Genomic DNA, 20,479 nt, shown 5'->3' with positions numbered 1-20,479 from the left:
TCAGAGCAACCCGCAACAGGAAACAAAGATGTTTATGCCGCGCCCCTTGCGCATGTCCGCCGTTCTGGCCGTCACGCTGGCGCTTGCCGCGTGTGGCGACGATAGCGCCAAGAAGGAAGCGAAAGCGTCCGAGCCGACCACCGCCCAGGCCGAGATCATCAAGTACAACCAGTACGTCGACACCGCGAATGGCCTCTCCACGACTTTCGAAGAGGCGCTGGACCGCTACCAGACGCGTGTCGTCCCGGCGCTGAAGGATGGCAAGCCGCTCAAGGATTTCTCCATCAGCAACGATTCCAGCATCCTGCGCACCAAGGAAAAACTCGACGGCGCGCTGGCGATGAAGACGCCGATCGCCGAAATCGATGCGCCTGCCAAGGAATTTTCGGACGCGCTGGGCAAGCTGGCGCCGCTGAGCAACGAATTGCAGAACTACGCGGCAGCCAAGACTTTCCTGTCGGACAACGGCGCGCTGGCGCGCGAGAAGAGCCCGGCCTACGTCGCGGCGCTGACCGAAGTGGTGAAGGCCGAAAACGGCTTCTATCGCGGCATTTCCATCAGGGACACGGCCAATACCAAGGCAGCGTTCGAGAAGGCCGAGAAGGACACTGTCGCCTATTACCGCGCCGGCCTGGTCTATTACGGCAAGGCCACGATGGACAAGGCGTCGGGCGTGTTCGACGGCACGGGCCTGGGCGCCGACCAGGAGGCGTTCAAGCAGGAGTTGGACAAGATGAACGAGATGGCGCTGGGCTTTGACAAGAAGACCCGCGAGGCCGATCCCAAGGGCTGCTCCAGCATGATGATGAACGTCAACAGCTTCCTGGCTTCCGGCCGAAAGATCCTTGAAAACACCAGTAGCGGCCGCTACAAGGAAGAAGCGGCGCGCACTGGCGCATTCAAGATGATCCGCCTCACCATCGAGATGGACGCCGGCAGCCTGCGCCAGAACTTCAACAACATGATCTCTACCTTGAACGTCGGCCGCTGCTGACGGCAGCGCCCGCCAGCGGCCGCGACATGGCCGCGGCCCGAAACAGCGCCCCATGCGGGCGCTGTTTTATTTGCGCGTTCAAATCGGCGCCTGCGCATTCCACCTTCAACTCCAGGTAAAAGATGTTTTGAATTCCACTGCGTCCGCCGCCCTCGGGCGTCAGTACAGTGCCGACAGCATCTCACCAGCAAGGAGCCCAGTCGGCCCATGAAGACCTATCGCATCGCAACCATCCCCGGCGACGGCATCGGCAAGGAAGTGATTCCCGCCGGACAGCGCATCATGCAGGAACTGGCCCGGGACGGCGGCCTGAGCTTCGAATTCGAGGACTTCGACTGGGGCGGCGATTATTACCGCCAGCATGGCGTCATGATGCCGGCCGACGGCCTGGACGCGCTGCGCGGCAAGGATGCCATCCTGTTCGGTTCGGCGGGCGACCCGCATATTCCCGACCACATCACCCTGTGGGGCCTGCGGCTGAAGATCTGCCAGGGCTTCGACCAGTACGCCAACGTGCGCCCGACGCGCATCCTGCCGGGTATCGACGCGCCGCTCAAGCGCTGCGCGCCGAGCCAGCTGGACTGGGTCATCGTGCGCGAGAACTCCGAAGGCGAATACTCCGGCGTGGGCGGCCGGGTGCACCAGGGCCACCCGCTGGAAGCTGCGACCGACGTCTCCATCATGACCCGCGCCGGCGTCGAGCGCATCCTGCGCTTCGCCTTCAAGCTGGCGCAATCCCGTCCGCGCAAGCTGCTCACGGTGGTGACCAAGTCCAACGCGCAGCGCCACGCCATGGTGATGTGGGACGAGATCGCCGTGGAGGTCAGCCGCGAGTTCCCGGACGTGACCTGGGACAAGGAACTGGTCGACGCCGCCACCGCCCGCATGGTGAACCGCCCCGCCACGTTGGACACCATCGTCGCCACCAACCTGCATGCCGACATCCTCAGCGACCTGGCGGCGGCGCTGGCCGGCAGCCTGGGCATCGCGCCCACCGGCAACATCGATCCCGAACGCCGTTATCCGTCCATGTTCGAACCGATCCACGGCTCGGCCTTCGACATCATGGGCAAGGGGCTGGCCAACCCGGTCGGCACTTTCTGGTCCGTGGTCATGCTGCTGGAGCATCTGGGCGAAACGCAGGCCGCCGCGCGGCTGATGCAGGCGATCGAAAGCGTGACCGCCGATCCGTCGCTGCATACGGGCGACCTGGGCGGAACCGCCACTACCGAGCAGGTCACGGCGGCGGTCTGCGCCAAGCTGGCGGCCGCGGCCAGGGCCCGGGCCGCGTAGACGGAACAGGCACGAAGCAGGCCCGTAGCGGGACCGGGGCGCTAGACCCCAGGCCCGTTCCGGGCTCCACGACAAGAAGCGAATTCCATTCGTACCGAGGAGACAAGCATGCACAAGAGAACCATACCCGCGCGCGTCCTGGCGCTGGCCTGCCTGGCCGGACTGTCTTTCGCCGGTGGCGCGCAGGCGCAGGCCTATCCTGTCCGCCCCGTGAACCTGGTGGTGCCGTTTCCGGCCGGCGGCACCACCGATGTGCTGGCGCGCGCGCTGGGCCAGGAACTGGCCAAGAGCCTGGGCCAGCCGGTGGTGGTGGAGAACAAGCCCGGCGCGGGCTCGACGCTGGGCGCGGACTACGTGGCGAAGGCCGCGCCCGACGGCTACACGCTGCTGATGGGCGCTGTGCACCACACCATCGCCACCAGCGTCTACAAGAGCCTGCATTACGACTTCCAGAAGGACTTCGCGCCGGTGACCACGGTGGCCCTGGTGCCCAACGTGCTGGTGGTCAATCCCAAGCTGCCGGCGCAGAACGTGCAGGCCCTGCTGAAGCTGGCGCAAGGCCAGCCGGGCAAGCTGACCTATGGCTCAAACGGCATGGGCACGGGACAGCACCTGATCGGCGCGCAGTTCGAAAAGGAAGGGCAGGTGCAGCTGCTGCACGTCCCCTACAAGGGCAGCGGCCCCTTGACCACCGACCTGCTGGGCGGCCAGATCGACATGTCCTTCGATACCGTGACGCCGGTGCTTGCGCACATCCAGAGCGGCAAGCTGCGCGCGCTGGCCGTCACCACCAATCAGCGCTCGGCCGCGCTGCCCGACGTGCCCACGATGGAAGAGGCCGGCCTCAAGCCCTTCAACATGGGCACCTGGTTCGGCGTGTTGGCGCCGGCGGCCACGCCCGCGGACGTGGTCGCGCGCCTGAACGCCGAGATGGTCAAGATCATCCGTTCGCCCGACTTCTCGCGGCGGATGGCGGAGATCGGCGCCGTGCCGATCGGCGACACGCCGGCTGAGATGAAGGCGCGCATCGGCGCCGACACCGAGAACTACGCCAAACTGGTCAAGGACGCCAAGGTCGCGATCAACTGAGCGCGGCGTCCGTTCAGGCGCGGATCCAGCCGCGCGCGATCGGCAGCGCCAACACCTTCCGGTACAGGCTTAGCGCCACGCCCGTGAGGGGCTCGCCGCAGCGGCTCCATGCCATCGCGGCGAGTCCGGCTGCCACAGGCGCCAGCAAGAGCCCGCCCACGATGTCCAGCGGGAAGTGCACGCCCAGGTAGACGCGCGACGCGCCCACCAGGACCGCCGCGGCCAGCGTCAGCCAGCCCCAGCCGGCCCAGCGCCGGTCGTGGATCAGCGTGCACGCCAGCGTGGCGATGATGATGGTGTGGTTGCTGGGGAACGAGGACGTCGCCTTGTGCGGAAAAAACGCCTGCCCCAGCCCCATGACGAAGGGCCGGGCATGCGGCCACAGGGCGCCGCACAGATAGCTGGCGAACAGCGCCACGGCAATGCCGGCCAGCGCCTTCAGCGCCAGGTCGCGCTGTGGCCGGCCGCCCCACAGCCACAGGGCGGCCAGGACGGCCGGCACCAGCAGGATCAGCCGGTTGGCCACCAGCATGGCGGCGTGGATCTGCCAGACAGGGGTGGCCGGATCGGCGTTGATCCAAAGAAAAAGGGACTGGTTGAGGCCTTCGAGAGAATTCATGACTGGTCATTGCGGCGTAATAAAGCGATTGCCGCGATGGTAAAGAACCCAGCCTTCAGTCCGCTTGCAAAAAGGCGCCGGACTGCGTCCTTTTACTTCTGGATGCGTTTGCCCTGCGCGTCGATCACGGCTTCGCCGTCTTCCTTGCTGAACGCGCCTTGCTGCGGCGCCGGCAGGAGATCCAGCACCAGTTCGGAGGGACGGCACAGGCGTGCGCCCAGCGGCGTCGAGACAAAGGGACGGTTCAGCAGGATGGGGTGCTGTTCGATCGCGTCCAGCAGCGCGTCGTCAGAGAGCGAGGCGTCGTCCAGGCCCAGTTCCTGGTAAGGCGTGCCTTTCTCGCGCAGGGCCTCGCGCACGCTGACGCCAGCCTTCTTGAACAGTGCCTTAAGGGCGGCGCGCGAGGGCGGCGTTTCCAGGTACAGCACCACTTCGGGTTCGATGCCGGCGTTGCGGATCATGGCCAGGGTGTTGCGCGAGGTGCCGCACTTGGGGTTGTGGTAGATGGTTACGTCGGACATGGAAGCTCCTCTTTCCGGTGTGTCGTCATGCGTCATGCAAGGCTGTGAGCATAGTGCATTGGCGCTAGCGCTTCAGGCCCGCAGCTTCTTGCCCAGCCGCCGCCAGCCTATCACCGCGCCGGTCAGGCTGAGCGCCGCGCCGCCCAGGCTCAGGAATACCAGCAGGGCGTCCCATAGCGGGCGGCGCGACAAGAGGCCGGTCCAGTCCCAGCTATGCAGGAAGGCGAACAGCCAGCGGCTCGCGCGCGAACCGCTGTCCTGCCGGCTGACGATCTGTCCCGTGCGCGGGTCCAGATAGACCCAGGTCGCTTGGGGATCGTCATAGGCCAGGCGCCACACAGGCAAGGGCTTTTCGACATGGCCCAGCATCGCGTGCTCGTCGCGGGCGTAGTAGTAGAAGTCGTAGGCCTCCAGTGTTTCGGCGCTGGCGAGCCGCGCGCCGGGAACCAGCCGGGCGGCGGCGGCGCGCAGGGCCGCCCGGTCGAACGCATGGGGTTGCGCATCGCGGGCCGACAGCACCATGGGGGCGCCGGCGGCGCTGCGCGCCAGCACCACGTCCTGGCCGTCGGCGCGGGCCCAGCGCAGTTCGCGCGGCGTGGCGGGCAGGGCCGCGATCAGCTCGCCGGGCGCGGCCAGGCTGGCGCCCGGCGCGCCGGCATAGGCTGCCTGGGCCAGGGGCGGGGCGCCGCTGCTGAACAGCTTCCACGGGTTCATCGACATCAGCCCACTGAAGATCCAGGTGATGGTGATGGCCGCGAACAGCAGGCCGCTCCAGTGGTGCCAGCGCATGATGTTCTCGCGGTAGGGCGAGCGGCTGCCGCTGGCATAGGGCCGCGAAAAGCGCCAGCGCAGGATACCGACCACCGTCCCCGTCACTGCCAGCAATACGCCGGCCACCGACAGCCACACCACGATGTCGTGCCACCAACCGTCCAGCGCGTTGCCGCGGAACGGATACAGCCAGTGGATCCAGGCGCCCGCGTAGTTCCAGACGCGCTCGGCGCGGGTGGCGTCCAGCACCACCATGCCCGTGGCGGACGAGATATAGAGCCGCGTGCGCGCCGGATCGTCCAGGTCCACCCGGTGCAGCGGCCGGTCGGGACCGAGCGCGCGCGAATGGGTATAGGCGTCCTCGTCCACCGTGCCTTGGTAATGGGCGGCATACTGGCCGCCCGACCAGGCGCGGGCCGTGGCCAGCGCGGCCGCGGCGTCGGCCGGGGGCAGCAGCGCGCCGCTGGCGGCGTCCACCACCTTGGGCGCGCGGCGCGCCTCGGTCGGAACCAGATAGACCGGTGCGCCGCCGCGGGCCGCAGCCAGCACCAGGCCAGCGGAGTCCTTGGTTCCCGCCGCTGTCAACGCCTGCGCGGGCGTCACGGCGATCGTGGCGGCGTCCAGCGCGGGCAGGTGCGCCAGGCGTTCCTGCGGCGTGAGCTTGGGATAGCCCACGTACATCATCACCACGCCGGAGATGAACCACATGGCGAAGAACAAGCACAGCACGATGCCCGTCCAGCGATGGATAAGGTACAGCCAGCGCTTGGCGCGCGCCGACAGCGGCGGACCGGCGCGATGCCGGGACGGGGAGGGGAGTGTCGTGTTCATGGCGGTCTGTCCCGGCGCGCCGCTCAGAAGCGGGCCTGCAAGGTGAGCTCGACCGAGCGCGGGGCGCCCAGGTAGTACATGGTCGGCGTCGCGTTCGCGGCGTAGACCTTGTCGGTCAGGTTGCGCACGCGCGCCGTCACGCTGAGGTTGCGGTTGATGCGGTGCGACAGCGCCGCGTCGAACACGGTGTAGGACGGGGTCCACACGGTGTTGGCGGCGTCGGCGTACATGCGGCCCACGTAGCGCGCCGCCATGCTGGCGGTCCAGTCGGGCAGGAAGGCGTAATCCAGCCAGACGTTGGCGAGGCGGCGCGGGGTGTTGGTCGGCACGTTGCCGTTGCGCGAGACCGCCACGCCGCCCACCGATTGCGAGAAGTCGTCGTACTGGGGATCGACGAAAGCGACGTTGCCTTGCAGGGACAGCTGGGACGTCAGCTGCAGGCCGCCGGCCAGTTCGATGCCGCGCGCCGATTGCGCGCCCACGGGCACGCTGACGCCGGGATTGTTCGGGTCCGAGGTTGCTATGTTCTTGCGCTTGATCTCATAGACCGCCACGGTGGCCGTGCCGCGGCCGTCCCAGAAGTTGAACTTGCCGCCCACTTCGGCCTGCCTGCCGGTACTGAGCTTGTCATTGCTCAGCACGTCGGCGAACGAGGCCGTCGCCAGGATGCCCGACGGGGGATCCGCCGCGGTGGCGTACTGCGCGTACAGCGTAGCTTCCGGGCTCAGCTCCCAGTTCACGCCCAGCCGTCCGGTCAGCGGCGAGTAGCTGCGCTGCGCGCTGGCGGGCGCAGCCGCGGTGACGGCGCGGCGGTTGGTCAGGTCCAGGTCGATGAAGTCCTTGCGCAGCGCCGATACGATGGCCACGCCCGGCAGCACCGTGGTGCGGTTTTCCATCGTCAGCGCCAGCGTGCGGATGCGGTTGTCGCGGTCGGCGACATGGCCGCGCTTCATGCCGGGGATGTCGTAGAAATCGCCGGCCGAGAAGTCGTAGGGGTCCACCGCGTCCACCTGGGCGGGCAGGCTGGTGGGATAGCGGGTGATCTTGTTCTGGCTGACGTCCACACCAAAGGACCAGTCGCTGGGCAGGCCGGCCAGGGTCGAGCGGTACAGCCCTTCCACGCGGTTGCCGATCAGGCTTTGCTCGTGGCGCTGCAGCAGCGCGCCGGAGCGCAGCACCAGGCTGTTGCCAGCGTTCAGGCGGTAGCTTTCCAGGTTGCGGTAATCGCGTTCGGCGCGATAGTAGTAGAGCGTGTTCTTGAAGGTCAGATTCGAGCCGGCGCGCCATTCGGTCAAGGAGCGCGCCCACAGCACCGACTGCTCGTACAGGCCATCGTTGACGTTGTAGTTCTTGAAGCGTGTGCCATCCAGGATGCGGCCCGTGCCCTGCACCACGCCGTTGGCGCCGGTTTTCAGCGGCGTGCCCCAGTAGGGGCGGTCGACCTGTTCGCGCTGGTACTCGAAGGCGAAAGTCTGGGTCACGTCAGCGCCCAGGTCGGACAGCAGCGAGGCGGCCACCTGGCTGGCGCGGGAATGGTTGCCGTCGACCCAGCCGTGGCTGGAATCGGTATTGGCGTCGATGCGCAGATAGTGGCCGCGGCCGCCAGGCTCGCCCGTCAGCTGCTGGTTCAGGCCGACCGATAGCTGGCGGCTGTCGAACGAACCCAACCGCAACTGGCCGTCGTAGAAAGTGTCGCGCTCGGGCAGCTTGGTGACGTAGTTGATGGCGCCGCCCACCGCGCCCGCGCCGAACAGGAAGGTGGAGGGGCCGCCTATCGCTTCGACCCGGTCATAGATCCAGCTGTCCACCGGCCGCGCTGCGATCGAGTCGTACTGCACGGAGATGCCGTTGAACAGTTGCGAGACCTGGCCGCCGGAGAAGCCGCGGTAGCTGACCGCGCCGGCATTGCCGGGCGGCGAGGCGTTGTCCACGCCGGGGATGCCACGGGCGATCTCCTGGGTGTTCAAGGAGCCGCGCGCCTCGATCTGCTCGCGCGAGATCACGGTGACGCTGGCCGGCGTTTCGCGCAGGGTCAGGCCCAGGCGGCTGCCGGTGCTGTCGCGCGCGTTCAGATTGATGGGGCCGTTGGGGGCGGGCGCTTCGGCGCTTGCGCCATGCACGGTGGTGGGCGCCAGGGTTTGCACGGCGGGTTCCGTGGGCTGGGCCTGGGCGGAGCCGCTGGCGAGCGCGCCCAGCAGCAGGGTGTAGGTCGTGGTTTTCTTCATGTCTGGAACCGGTGGTCCGGCCCGCGCGCCCCGCTGCCCTCCGGGGACGGGCGGGGCTGGTCGGGGCGCATGAGCCTGAATGACGGCACGCCTCTGGACGCGCGGTCGGCGCGGACGGAAGGTGGCGGCGGGGTAACAGCGTGCGGACGCGGACCGGTCGCCGTCAGGCGGCGGGGCGCGCCGGCTCAGACTGCTGGCGGTGCGCGCGGCTGCGCCGCGCTCCAGGCATGAAGAGGATGCGCCGCGAGGAAGAACAGCGGCGGATAGGTGATGGCGCGCCCGAGCGGGGCGGGTACGACGGGAACGGGCGCGGGCAGGATGCCCACGTCGGCGCCAGGGTTGCGGCACAACGGGCAGTGATGGCTGTCGCCGTGACTGTCCGCCTGGCTGCCGTCATCGTTGTTGCCCGGCACCTCCAGGGAGAATGAGGCTTGTCCCGCGCCTTCGCTAGTGCAGAAGTCGACGCTGATGCGATGGGCGTTGTGGCTGGCCGGAGACAGGCTCAGCGCATTCGCCAGCGACGGCGCCAACGACGCCCACAGGATCGCGACGAGCGCGATCCAGACGGCAGGGCGGGTCAGGTAGGCAGCGGAGCACATGGCGCCCGATTATATCGGAGCAGATGGGGCTGCCGTCCAGCGTATGCCAGGAATAATCGAGGCCCGGCTCAGGCCCTAGACCGACAGATGCCGCCGCACGTCCTCGCCATCGATCGCACCGCGGTCGCCGCGCGCCACCACCTCGCCGCGGGACAGCACCACGAACTGGTCCGCCAGCTCGCGGGCGAAGTCGAAGTACTGCTCGCACAGCAGGATGGCGATGTCGCCGCGCTGGCGCAGCATGTGGATGACGCGGGCGATGTCCTTGATGATGGACGGCTGGATGCCTTCGGTGGGCTCGTCCAGGATGATGAGCTTGGGCTCGGCCACCAGGGCGCGGGCGATCGCCAGTTGTTGCTGCTGCCCGCCGGACAGGTCGCCGCCGCGGCGCGACAGCATGGTCCGCAGCACCGGGAACAGCTCGTACACCTCTTCCTTGATACGGCGGGCGCGCGCCGCCGGCTTGGCCGCCATGCCCATCAGGATGTTCTCTTCCACCGTCAGCCGCGCGAAGATGTCGCGGCCTTGCGGCACATAGGCCATGCCGCGCGCGGCGCGCTGGTGCGGCTCCAGGCGCGTGACGTCGGCGCCGTCGAAGGCGATGCCGCCGCGCGCCACCGGCAGCACGCCCATCACGCATTTGAGCAAGGTGGTCTTGCCCACGCCGTTGCGGCCCAGCAGCGCCAGGCATTCGCCCTGGCGCAAGGACAGCGACACGCCGCGCAGGGTGTGGCTGCCGCCGTAGTATTGGTCGATCGCGTTCACGTCCAGCATTTCAGCGCCCCAAATAAACTTCGATGACGCGCGGATCGGCCTGCACCTTGCTCATCGGTCCTTCGGCCAGCACCGAGCCTTCATGCAGCACCGTGACCTTGCCGTTGCCCGCGATCTGGTTGACGAAGTCCATGTCATGCTCCACCACCATCAGCGAATGGCGTCCGCGCAGCTCGTTGAGCAGCTCGCCGGTGCGTTCGGTCTCGGCGTCGGTCATGCCCGCCACCGGTTCGTCCAGCAGCAGCAATTGCGGCTCCTGCATCAGCAGCATGCCGATCTCCAGCCACTGCTTCTGGCCGTGCGATAGCAACCCGGCGGGCAGCGCCGCTTCCGGCCGCAGCCGGATCAGGTCCAGCGTCTCGCCGATCTTGTCGGCCTGTTCGCCGCTCAGCCGCGCGAACAGCGTGGGCCGCACGCGCTTGTCGGTCTTCATCGCCAGCTCCAGGTTTTCGAACACGCTGTGCTGCTCGAACACCGTGGGCCGCTGGAATTTGCGGCCGATGCCGGCATGCGCGATCTGCGCTTCGTTGAGCGTCGCGAGGTCTATGCTCTGGCCGAAGTAGGCCGTGCCCGAAGTGGGCCGGGTCTTGCCGGTGATGACGTCCATCATGGTGGTCTTGCCGGCGCCGTTGGGGCCGATGATGCAGCGCAGTTCGCCTACGCCTATGTCCAGCGTCAGGTCGTTGAGGGCCTTGAAGCCGTCGAAACTGACCGTGATGCCTTCCAGGTAGAGGATGGCGCCGTGGCTGGTGTCCAGGCCCTTGGGGTTGACGCGGCCATAGCCGGCGTCGCCGCTGGGGCCGCCGTCGAGCGCGGCGGATTCGATATGCGTGCTGCTCATGCCTTGTTCCCCTGGATGCGGGCGGAGATGCGGCGCGCCAGGCCGACGATGCCGGTGGGCAGGAACAGCGTCACCAGTACGAAGATCAGGCCCAGCGCATACAGCCAGAACTCCGGCAGCACGCTGGTGAACCAGGTCTTCAGGCCGTTGACGGCGCCTGCGCCGATGATGGGGCCGACCAGCGTGCCGCGCCCGCCGGTGGCGACCCAGATCACCATTTCGATGGAGGTCTCGGTGGACATCTCGCTGGGGTTGATGATGCCGACCTGCGGCACGTAGAGCGCGCCGGCGATGCCGCATAGCACTGCGGACAGGGTCCAGACGAACAGCTTGAAGCCCAGAGGGTCGTAGCCGATGAAGCGCAGGCGGCTTTCGGCGTCGCGCACGGCGGTCAGTACGCGGCCCAGCTTGCTCTGCGTGACCAGCCGCGCCAGGATCAGGGCGCCGGCCAGCGCCGCCAGCGTGATCCAGTACAGCGCGGCGCGCGTGCCCGGCGCGGTGATGTCGAAGCCCAGGATGCGCTTGAAGTCGGTGAAGCCGTTGTTGCCGCCGAAGCCTGTGTCGTTGCGGAAGAACAGCAGCATCGCGGCGAAGGTCAACGCCTGCGTGATGATGGAAAAGTACACGCCCTTGATGCGCGAGCGGAAGGCGAAGTAGCCGAACACGAAGGCCAGCACGCCCGGTACCAGCACCACCAGCAGCATGGCGTACCAGAAGTGTTCGGTAAAGGACCAGTACCAGGGGTAGCTCTTCCAGTCCAGGAATACCATGAAGTCGGGCAGATCGCTCTGGTAGACGCCGTCGCGGCCGATGGCGCGCATCAGGTACATGCCGTGCGCATAGCCGCCCAGCGCGAAGAACAGGCCGTGTCCCAGCGACAGGATGCCGGCATAGCCCCACACCAGATCCAGCGCCAGCGCCGCCATGGCGTAGCACATGAACTTGCCCAGCAGCGCCACGGCATAGGCCGACACATGCAGCGCATGGCCGGGCGGGAAGACGAGATTCAGCCAGGGCAGCAGCGCCAGCAGCGCCACGGCCGCGGCCAGGGCCGCCCATACGCGGCCCGAGTACAGCGGGCGGCGGGTCAGCAGATTGAGGTCAGTCAGCGCGTTCTGTTTCATTCGACACTCCGGCCGCGGGGGGCGAACAGGCCTTGCGGCCGCTTTTGGACGAACAGCACGATCAGCGCGAGGATGGTGATCTTGGCCATGACGGCTCCCGTGTAAGGCTCCAGGAATTTATTGACGCCGCCCAGGCCTAGCGCGGCGATGACGGTGCCGGCCAATTGGCCCACGCCGCCCAGCACCACCACCATGAACGAATCGACGATGTAGCCGCGGCCCAGGTCCGGTCCCACATTGCCCAGTTGGGACAGCGCCACCCCAGCCAGCCCGGCGATGCCGGAGCCCAGGCCGAAGGCCAGCATGTCGACGCGGCCGGTGGGTACGCCCACGCAGTCGGCCATGCGGCGGTTCTGTGTGATGGCGCGCACGAACAGGCCCAGGCGGGTATGGTTCAGCAGCGCCCACACCAGGAACACCACGAAGAAGGCGAAGCCGATGATGACCAGGCGGTTGTAGCTCAGCACCAGTCCGCCCAGCACCGTGACGCCGCCGGACATCCAGCCGGGATTGCCCACCTCGACGTTCTGCGCGCCGAACAGCGTGCGCACGCCCTGCATCAGGATCAGGCTGATGCCCCAGGTGGCCAGCAGCGTTTCCAGCGGCCGGCCATAGAGCCAGCGTATGACGGTGCGCTCCAGCGCCATGCCGACCAGCGCGGTCACGGCAAAGGCCAGCGGCAACGCGGCCAGCACGTACCAGTCCAGCCAGCCCGGCAGCCAGGCGCGGAACGCCGTCTGCACCACATAGGTCACGTAGGCGCCTATCATCAGCAGCTCGCCGTGCGCCATGTTGATCACGCCCATCAGGCCGAAGGTGATGGCCAGGCCCAGCGCCGCCAGCAGCAGCACGCTGCCCAGGCTGATGCCGTAGAACAGGTTGCCGGCCCATTCGATGGTGGTCAGGTGGCGGTCGATCTGTTTGAGCGCACGGCCGGCGGCCTCACGCACGCCGGCGTCGGGCTCGGCGTAAGCGCCGTCGCGTTCCTCGGCCAGGGCGGCCAGGGTGGGGCGGAAGGCGGCGCTGCGGGTGCCGCCCAGCAGCTCCACCGCGTGGCGCCGCTTGGCAGGATCGCTGCTCTTCAATTCCAGGTTGGCCTGCGCGATCAGCAGCGCGTCGCGCACGGCCTCGTTCTTTTCCGCGGCCAGGGCCTTCTCCAGCATGGGCAGGCGCGCCGGGTCGCCGGTTTGTTGCAGGCGGCGAGCCGCCGCCAGACGCTCGGCGGGTTGTTCGGAGTACAGGCGTGAGCCGGCCAGCGCGGCCTCGATGGCGCGGCGCAGGCGGTTGTTGATGCCTATGGCGCCCGCGTCCGCGGGCAGCTCGGCGGCGGCGCCCGTGGCCGCGTCGGTGGCGCGCGCGCCGCCGTTGCCGATCAGCACGCGGCCATCGGGGGCGGCATAGAGCCGGTCCTCGCCCAGCGCCTGCAGCACCGCTGCCGCTTCGGGTTCGGGCAACTGGCCCAGCGCGGCAATCGTCTGGAGCTTGGCGTCCGTGTCGTCGCCGGCCAGCGGCGCCAGCAGGGCTGGGTCCACGCCGCCGGCCGCCGCCGGGGCGGCAGCGAGCGGCAGGGACACCAGCCAAGCCAGCAGGAAACGACGCAAGTAGAGTGCGATTGCCGCGATGCGCATGGCTGCTTGTTCCCAGTGCGTTAGAGACCTTGCTTGCCTTCGTTGCCCGGGATGTACGGGCTCCAGGGCTGGGCGCGGATCGGACCCTTGCTCTTCCACACCACGCTGAACTGGCCGTCCGCCTTGATCTCGCCGATGTAGACCGGCTTGTGCAGGTGGTGGTTGGTCGGGTCCATCTCGATGGTGTAGCCGTCGGGCGCATTGAACTTCTGGCCGCCCATGGCCGCGATTACCTTGTCCACGTCCGTGGTCTTGGCTTGTTCCACCGCCTGCTTCCACATGTGGATGCCGATGTAGGTGGCCTCCATCGGATCGTTGGTCACCACCGTATTGGCGTTGGGCAGGTTCTTGGTCTTGGCATAGGCCTTCCACTTCTGGATGAAGGCGTCGTTGACCGGGTTCTTGACCGACTGGAAGTAGTTCCACGCGGCCAGGTGGCCTACCAGCGGCTTGGCGTCGACGCCGCGCAATTCCTCTTCGCCGACCGAGAACGCCACCACCGGCACGTCGGTGGCCTTCAGGCCGGCGTTGCCCAGCTCCTTGTAGAAGGGCACGTTGGAGTCGCCGTTGATGGTTGAGATGACGGCCGTCTTGCCGCCGGTGGCGAACTTCTTGATGTTAGCGACGATGGTCTGGTAGTCGGAATGGCCGAAGGGCGTGTAGACCTCGTCGATGTCGCTGTCCTTGACTCCCTTGGAATGCAGGAAGGCGCGCAGGATCTTGTTGGTGGTGCGCGGATAGACGTAGTCGGTGCCCAGCAGCACGAAGCGCTTGGCCCCGCCGCCGTCTTCGCTCATCAGGTATTCGACGGCGGGTATGGCCTGCTGGTTGGGCGCGGCGCCGGTGTAGAACACGTTCTTTTCCAGCTCTTCGCCTTCGTATTGCACCGGGTAGAAGAGCAGACCGTTGAGCTCCTTGAACACCGGCAGCACGGACTTGCGCGACACCGAGGTCCAGCAGCCGAAGACGACCGCCACCTTGTCCTGGGACAAAAGCTGGCGCGACTTCTCGGCGAACAGCGGCCAGTTCGACGCGGGGTCCACCACCACGGCTTCGAGCTTCTTGCCCATCACGCCGCCATTGGCGTTGATTTCCTCGATGGCCATCAGGGCAACGTCCTTCAGCGACGTTTCCGAGATTGCCATCGTGCCCGAGAGCGAATGCAGGATGCCGACTTTGATGGTGTCTTCGGCGGCGTGTACCTGGGGCATCCATCCAGACATGGCCAACAGGCTCACGGCGGTCAGTTGCTTAAGGGCTAGTCTGCGTTTCATGGTGACTCCTGATGGGAATGTGCCGGTCGCGCCGGCGAGAACGATCTGAACAACACCCGACGACCAGAACCTCAAAGCAAAAGGCATGCCAACCACGCGCTGACGTGCGGTCCGCTATATGCAGGGGGGATGGGACGCGAGCATCGTGGAGCGCGGCGCGCAAGACGCCAGTGATCGATCTGGTGCCGCATGCACAACATGGGTGCGCGCGGCGCTCGTTGGCGGTGCGTGCGGGGCGGGGCGTCGTCATGCGCGCCTGGCGGCTTGGAGCGCGCCGCCGCAGGAGAAGGGGGAAAACGCGGGGCGGCGGCCAACATGGCACGCCGATTGCTTGGGAATCCGTACTTGTATACAAGAAAGGACTCCAGCATGAACGCCGTAGCAACGCACAAAGGCCCCGTCGCATGGACGATCGCGCAATGGCAGGCCGCCTACCGCGATGAGGGCGCCACGCCCGAGACTCTGCTGGCTGCATGGGCCGAACGCGGCGGCCAGCCGGACAATGCCTGGATCAAGCGCGTGGACGGTGCCCTGCTGGCGCGGCAGCTCGATGCCCTGCATGGGTTGCTGGAAGCCGCCGGCGGCGATCTGAAGCGGCTGCCGTTGTATGGCGTGCCGTTTGCGATCAAGGACAACATCGACGCCGCAGGCTGGCCCACCACGGCGGCCTGCCCGGAATTCGCCTATACGCCTGAGCAGGACGCCACCGTCGTCGCCCGGCTGCGCGCGGCGGGCGCCATCCTGGTGGGCAAGACCAACCTGGATCAGTTCGCCACCGGACTGGTGGGCACGCGTTCGCCGCTGGGCCCCGTGGCCAATACCTTCAATCCGGAATACGTCAGCGGCGGCTCCAGTTCGGGCTCCGCGTCCGTCGTAGCGCGTGGCCTGGCGGCGTTTTCGCTGGGTACCGACACCGCAGGTTCGGGTCGCGTGCCGGCGGGCTTTAACAACATCGTCGGCCTCAAACCCACCAAGGGCCGGCTCAGCACGGCCGGCGTGGTGCCGGCATGCCGCACGCAGGATTGCGTGTCGGTGTTCGCGTTGACGGTGGATGACGCGGAATTGGTGGCCGATATCGCGGCCGGCTTCGACGAGCGCGATCCCTATTCGCGCGCCCAGCCGGCAGGCAGCGTACATCCGTGGCCGGCGCAGCCCAGGCTGGCGATACCCGCGCAGCTGGAATTCTTCGGCGATGCGCAGGCGGCGGCCGCGTTCGACGCGGCGGTACGCGTCCTGAAGGCGTCCGGCGCGACGGTCGAGCCCATGGACTTCACGCCGTTCAGCGAGCTGGCGGCGCTGCTGTATCAGGGGCCCTGGGTGGCCGAGCGCTTTGCCGCCGTGGAAGCACTGTGGCAGAAGAACCCTGGCGCCATCCATCCGGTGGTGCGCGGCATCGTCGAGCAGGCCGCCAACTACAGCGCGCTGGACGCGTTCAAGGCGGAGTACCGGCGCGCGGATCTGGCGCGGCGCATCCTTCGGTCGCTGGCGGGCTTCGACGCGTTGGTCGTGCCGACCGCGCCGTCGATCTACACCATCACCCAACTGGACGCCGATCCGGTGGCGCTGAATTCACGGCTGGGGATCTACACCAACTTTGCGAACCTGGCGGACCTGTCGGCGCTGGCGCTGCCCGCCGGCATGCGCGACGACGGCCTGCCCGCAGGCATCACGCTGATCGGGCTGGCGTGGCAGGACCATGCCCTGGCGCAGTTTGGCCGCCAGTGGCAGGCGCGTCTCGGCCTGCCGCTGGGCGCCACCGGCGCACCGCTGCCCGCCATCAGCCCTGCCCGGGCGCCGGCGGGCGACACGGTGCGTGTGTCCGTGGTCGGCGCGCACTTGCGCGGCATGCCGCTGAACCATCAGCTGACCTCGCGCCGCGCGGTGTTCGTCGAGCAGACGCACACAGCCGGCGATTACCGCCTGTATGCCCTGGCAAAAACATCGCCGCCCAAGCCCGGCCTGGTGAAGTCCGCGAGCGGCGCGCCCATCGAGGTCGAGCTCTGGGATGTGCCGCTGGCTGCCTTCGGCGCCTTCGTGGCCGAGATCCCCGCGCCGCTGGGCATCGGCACGTTGGAGCTGGCGGACGGCCGGCAGGTCAAGGGCTTCATCTGCGAGCCGCGCGGCCTGGAGGGCGCGCGCGACATCACGGAGTTCGGCGGCTGGCGCGCCTACCTGGCCAGCCTGGCCTGATCTCCGCTTTCGATAACCCCCGCAAGAAACCTGGGAGTCGCACCGTGTTCGATACCGTTCTGATTGCCAACCGCGGCGAGATCGCCGTCCGCGCCATCCGCACCCTCAAGCGGCTGGGCATCCGCAGCGTGGCCGTCTACTCCGACCCGGACCGCAATGCCGCCCACGTGCGCGCGGCCGACGTGGCCGTGGCGCTGGGCGGCGAGAAGGCCGCCGACAGCTACCTGCGCATGGACCTGCTGCTGGCCGCCGCCCGAGAGCATGGCGCGCAGGCCATCTACCCCGGCTACGGCTTCCTGTCCGAAAGCGCCGAGTTCGCGCAGGCCTGCGAGGACGCCGGCATCGCGTTCGTCGGCCCGACGCCGCTGCAGATCCGCGAGTTCGGCCTGAAGCACCGTTCGCGCGAACTGGCGGCCGAGGCCGGCGTGCCGATGACGCCGGGCACGGGCTTGCTGGGCAGCCTGGGCGAAGCGCTGTCGCAGGCTGAGCGCATAGGCTATCCGGTGATGCTCAAGAGCACGGCGGGCGGCGGCGGCATCGGCCTTTCGCGCTGCGACAACGAGGCCGAGCTGACTGCGGCCTTCGATAGCGTGCAGCGCATGGGCGAGCATTTCTTCAGCGACGGCGGCGCCTTCATCGAGCGCTACGTCGACAATGCGCGCCACGTCGAGGTGCAGATCTTCGGCGACGGCGCCGGCCGCGTGCTGGCTTTGGGCGAACGCGATTGCTCGGTGCAGCGCCGCAACCAGAAGGTAATCGAAGAGACGCCCGCGCCGCTGCTGCCCGTCGCCACGCGCCAGGCGTTGCACGCCGCCGCCGTGCGGCTGGGCGAGTCGGTCAACTACCGTTCCGCCGGCACCGTGGAGTTCATCTACGACGCGGCGCGCGACAGCTTCTATTTCCTGGAGGTCAATACCCGTTTGCAGGTCGAGCATCCCGTGACGGAAGCCGTCACCGGCCTGGACCTGGTGGAATGCATGTTGCGCGTGGCCGCGGGCGAGCCGCTGGACTACGCCGCCATGTCGCGCGCGCCGCAGGGCGCGTCGATCGAGGTGCGCCTGTACGCCGAGGATCCGCTGCGCCAGTTCCAGCCGTCGCCGGGCGTGTTGACCGATGTGTTCTTTCCGCAAGGCCTGCGGGTGGACGGCTGGGTCGCAACCGGCACCGAGGTGCCGGCGTTCTACGACCCCATGCTGGCCAAGCTGATCGTGCACGCCGGCACGCGCGAGGCCGCGCTGGACAAGCTGGCGCACGCGCTGGCCCGCACCCGCCTGCATGGCATCGCCACCAACCTGGACTATCTGCGGCAGATCGTGGATGACGCGCGCTTTCGAGCCGGAGAGCTGTCCACGCGCTTCCTGGAAACCTTCACGTACCGGCCCGCGGCGATCGAGGTGCTGGCCGCTGGCACCTACACCAGCGTGCAGGACTATCCGGGGCGGGTAGGCTACTGGGACATCGGCGTGCCGCCCTCGGGACCGATGGACGACTATGCCTTCCGCATGGCCAACCGCATCGTCGGCAATGCGCCCGATGCAGCCGGCATCGAGGCCACGCTGGTCGGCCCTACCTTGCGTTTTCACGGCGATGCCATCGTGGCACTGACGGGCGCGGCCTGCGCAGCCACGCTGGATGGCGTACCCATGCCCATGTGGACGCCGGTGACCGTGCTGTCCGGCCAGGTGCTGGCAGCCGGCCGTGCGCTGTCGGGCTGCCGCAGCTATCTGGCCGTGCGTCACGGCCTGGACGTGCCGGTCTATCTAGGCAGCCGTTCGACCTTTGCGTTGGGCCAGTTCGGTGGCCATGCCGGCCGTACTTTGCGCGTGGGCGACATGCTGCCACGGGTCCGCCCCGGGCTGGCCAATGACGCCGGCGAGCCCATGTGCGAACCCCAGGCCGCGCCCGCCGAACTGATCCCGGCGTACGGCAACGCCTGGGAAATCGGCGTGCTCTACGGCCCGCACGGCGCGCCGGATTTCTTCCGGCCCGAAGCCATCGAAACCTTCTTCGCCGCGGACTGGGAAGTGCATTACAACTCCAACCGGCTGGGTGTGCGCCTGATCGGTCCCAAGCCGACCTGGGCGCGCGAGGACGGCGGCGAGGCCGGCCTGCATCCGTCCAACATCCACGATTGTGAGTACGCCATCGGCAGCATCAACTTCACCGGCGACAGCCCCGTCATCCTGACGCGCGACGGCCCCAGCCTGGGCGGCTTCGTTTGCCCCGTCACCATCGCCCGCGCCGAATTGTGGAAGGTCGGGCAGGTCAAGCCGGGCGATCGTATCCGTTTCGTGCGGATCGATTATCAACAGGCTGTGGCGCTGGAGGCGGCGCAGGACCGCAGCGTGGCCGAGCTGGCGGCGCCCGCGCAAGCCCGGGCCGCCGACATGCCCCGGCACGCTGACGCCGCCGCAACGCATGCCGCGCCGGCGGAACCCATCGTGGCGGCGCTGGCCGCCGCGGGCACGCGCCCCTCGGTGTCCTACCGCCAGGCGGGCGACGGCTATCTGCTGCTGGAATACGGTGACAACGTGCTGGATCTGGCGTTGCGCATGCGCATCCACCTGCTGATGGAGGCGCTTAGCGCCGATCCCATCGCCGGCGTGCTGGAGCTGTCGCCGGGCGTGCGTTCGCTGCAGATCCGCTACGACAGCCGCGTTGTCCTGCAAGGCGCGCTGATCGAGCGCCTGCTGCGGATCGAGACCGGCCTGGCCGATGTGGCCACGCTCAAGGTGCCGACCCGCGTGGTCTATCTGCCGATGGCGTTCGAGGACTCGGCCACGCTGGGCGCGGTGCAGCGTTATCAGGAAACAGTGCGCGCCAGCGCGCCCTGGCTGCCGAACAACGTGGACTTCATCCAGCGCATCAACGGCCTGGCCAGCCGCAAGCAGGTCCGCGATATCGTGTTCGACGCCAGCTATCTGATCATGGGCCTGGGCGACGTCTACCTGGGCGCGCCTTGCGCGGTGCCGATAGACCCGCGCCACCGCCTGCTGACCTCCAAGTACAACCCGGCCCGCACGTTCACGGCCGAAGGTACCGTGGGCATAGGCGGTGTGTACATGTGCATCTACGGCATGGATTCGCCCGGCGGCTATCAGTTGGTCGGACGCACCTTGCCCATCTGGAACAAGTTCCTGAAGAACCCGGTGTTCCAGGACGGCAAGCCCTGGCTGCTGCGCTTTTTCGATCAGGTGCGCTTCTACCCGGTGACCGAGGCTGAGCTCGATCTGCTGCGCGAGGACTTCCGCGAAGGCCGGGCCACGATCCGCATCGAGGAAGAGGTGTTCGACTTCGCCGCGCACCAGCGCTTCCTGGCGCAAGAGGCCGACAGCATTGCGGCGTTCCAGATGCGCCAGAAGAGCGCCTTCGATGCCGAGGTCGCCTTGTGGAAAAGCGAGGATGCCGCGGTGGAGCAGGACGCGGCTGCGCCCGAGCCCGAAGCCGAGGCGGCATTGAAAGAAGGCGAAAGCCTGGTCAGCGCCGACATGTGCGGCAACATCTGGAAGATTCCGGTTCAGGTGGGCCAGAGCGTTGCGGCCGGCGACACGCTGGTGGTGGTCGAAGCCATGAAGATGGAACTATCGGTCATTGCGCCCGCTTCCGGCACCGTTGCCGCGATCCGCTGCGTGCCGGGCAAACCCGTGAACGCCGGTGACCCGCTCATCGTGCTGGCCGAAGACGCGACCTGCCCCGTGGTTTGAGC

15 protein-coding genes are annotated in these 20,479 nt (G+C 67.9%); 5 read left to right on the top strand and 10 right to left on the bottom strand.

Translation table 11 applies throughout. The features are described from left to right. Nucleotides 1–28: 28 nt before the first annotated feature. From AXYL_RS25970 to AXYL_RS25960, 3 genes are all read left to right on the top strand, one after another. A complete protein-coding gene (locus AXYL_RS25970; protein WP_013395849.1) occupies nucleotides 29–994 on the top strand; it encodes a DUF3829 domain-containing protein in 966 nt (321 codons plus the stop codon). A 207-nt stretch (nucleotides 995–1,201) separates the two neighbouring features. Next, nucleotides 1,202–2,287, top strand: coding sequence for a tartrate dehydrogenase (locus AXYL_RS25965; protein ID WP_013395848.1), 1,086 nt, complete (start codon nucleotides 1,202–1,204; stop codon nucleotides 2,285–2,287). Nucleotides 2,288–2,395: 108 nt separating this feature from the next. Then, nucleotides 2,396–3,376, top strand: a complete 981-nt coding sequence (locus AXYL_RS25960; RefSeq protein WP_013395847.1) for a Bug family tripartite tricarboxylate transporter substrate binding protein — start codon at nucleotides 2,396–2,398, stop codon at nucleotides 3,374–3,376. A 13-nt stretch (nucleotides 3,377–3,389) separates the two neighbouring features. Here the strand turns inward: AXYL_RS25960 and AXYL_RS25955 are convergent, their stop codons facing one another. From AXYL_RS25955 to urtA, 10 genes are all read right to left on the bottom strand, one after another. After that, a complete protein-coding gene (locus AXYL_RS25955; RefSeq protein WP_013395846.1) occupies nucleotides 3,390–3,995 on the bottom strand; it encodes a phosphatase PAP2 family protein in 606 nt (201 codons plus the stop codon). Nucleotides 3,996–4,087: 92 nt separating this feature from the next. Beyond that, entirely contained in the window at nucleotides 4,088–4,516 is a 429-nt protein-coding gene (arsC, locus tag AXYL_RS25950) for an arsenate reductase (glutaredoxin) (RefSeq protein ID WP_013395845.1), read from the bottom strand. Between the two features lie 72 nt (nucleotides 4,517–4,588). After that, the gene (locus AXYL_RS25945) at nucleotides 4,589–6,118 is read right to left on the bottom strand and encodes a PepSY-associated TM helix domain-containing protein (protein WP_013395844.1); all 1,530 of its coding nucleotides are present in this window, start codon (nucleotides 6,116–6,118) and stop codon (nucleotides 4,589–4,591) included. A gap of 23 nt (nucleotides 6,119–6,141) precedes the next feature. Further along, entirely contained in the window at nucleotides 6,142–8,343 is a 2,202-nt protein-coding gene (locus AXYL_RS25940; RefSeq protein ID WP_013395843.1) for a TonB-dependent receptor, read from the bottom strand. A 185-nt stretch (nucleotides 8,344–8,528) separates the two neighbouring features. Beyond that, a complete protein-coding gene (locus AXYL_RS25935; RefSeq protein WP_013395842.1) occupies nucleotides 8,529–8,942 on the bottom strand; it encodes a DUF2946 domain-containing protein in 414 nt (137 codons plus the stop codon). A gap of 75 nt (nucleotides 8,943–9,017) precedes the next feature. Beyond that, a complete protein-coding gene (gene urtE, locus AXYL_RS25930) occupies nucleotides 9,018–9,716 on the bottom strand; it encodes an urea ABC transporter ATP-binding subunit UrtE (protein ID WP_013395841.1) in 699 nt (232 codons plus the stop codon). Nucleotide 9,717: 1 nt separating this feature from the next. Continuing rightward, the gene (gene urtD / locus AXYL_RS25925) at nucleotides 9,718–10,557 is read right to left on the bottom strand and encodes an urea ABC transporter ATP-binding protein UrtD (protein WP_013395840.1); all 840 of its coding nucleotides are present in this window, start codon (nucleotides 10,555–10,557) and stop codon (nucleotides 9,718–9,720) included. Then, nucleotides 10,554–11,681, bottom strand: a complete 1,128-nt coding sequence (urtC, locus tag AXYL_RS25920; protein ID WP_013395839.1) for an urea ABC transporter permease subunit UrtC — start codon at nucleotides 11,679–11,681, stop codon at nucleotides 10,554–10,556. Before urtC ends, urtD begins: the two co-directional genes overlap by 4 nt. Continuing rightward, nucleotides 11,678–13,309 (bottom strand): urea ABC transporter permease subunit UrtB, encoded by a 1,632-nt coding sequence (gene urtB / locus AXYL_RS25915; RefSeq protein WP_013395838.1) that lies wholly within the window; start codon nucleotides 13,307–13,309, stop codon nucleotides 11,678–11,680. The genes urtC and urtB overlap by 4 nt, the downstream gene beginning before the upstream one ends. Before the next feature lie 20 nt (nucleotides 13,310–13,329). Further along, nucleotides 13,330–14,583, bottom strand: a complete 1,254-nt coding sequence (gene urtA / locus AXYL_RS25910; RefSeq protein WP_013395837.1) for an urea ABC transporter substrate-binding protein — start codon at nucleotides 14,581–14,583, stop codon at nucleotides 13,330–13,332. 369 nt (nucleotides 14,584–14,952) lie between these two features. Here urtA and atzF point away from each other — a divergent pair, with 369 nt between their 5' ends. Next, complete coding sequence (gene atzF, locus AXYL_RS25905; protein ID WP_013395836.1) at nucleotides 14,953–16,773, top strand: allophanate hydrolase; 1,821 nt, start codon at nucleotides 14,953–14,955, stop codon at nucleotides 16,771–16,773. Nucleotides 16,774–16,817: 44 nt separating this feature from the next. Next, entirely contained in the window at nucleotides 16,818–20,477 is a 3,660-nt protein-coding gene (gene uca / locus AXYL_RS25900) for an urea carboxylase (protein ID WP_013395835.1), read from the top strand. The last annotated feature ends 2 nt before the right edge of the window (nucleotides 20,478–20,479 follow it).

The organism is Achromobacter xylosoxidans A8, from assembly GCF_000165835.1.
Lineage (GTDB): Bacteria > Pseudomonadota > Gammaproteobacteria > Burkholderiales > Burkholderiaceae_B > Achromobacter > Achromobacter xylosoxidans_B.
Note: the sequence above shows the minus strand (reverse complement) of the source record. Positions and strands in the feature narration are given on the sequence as shown.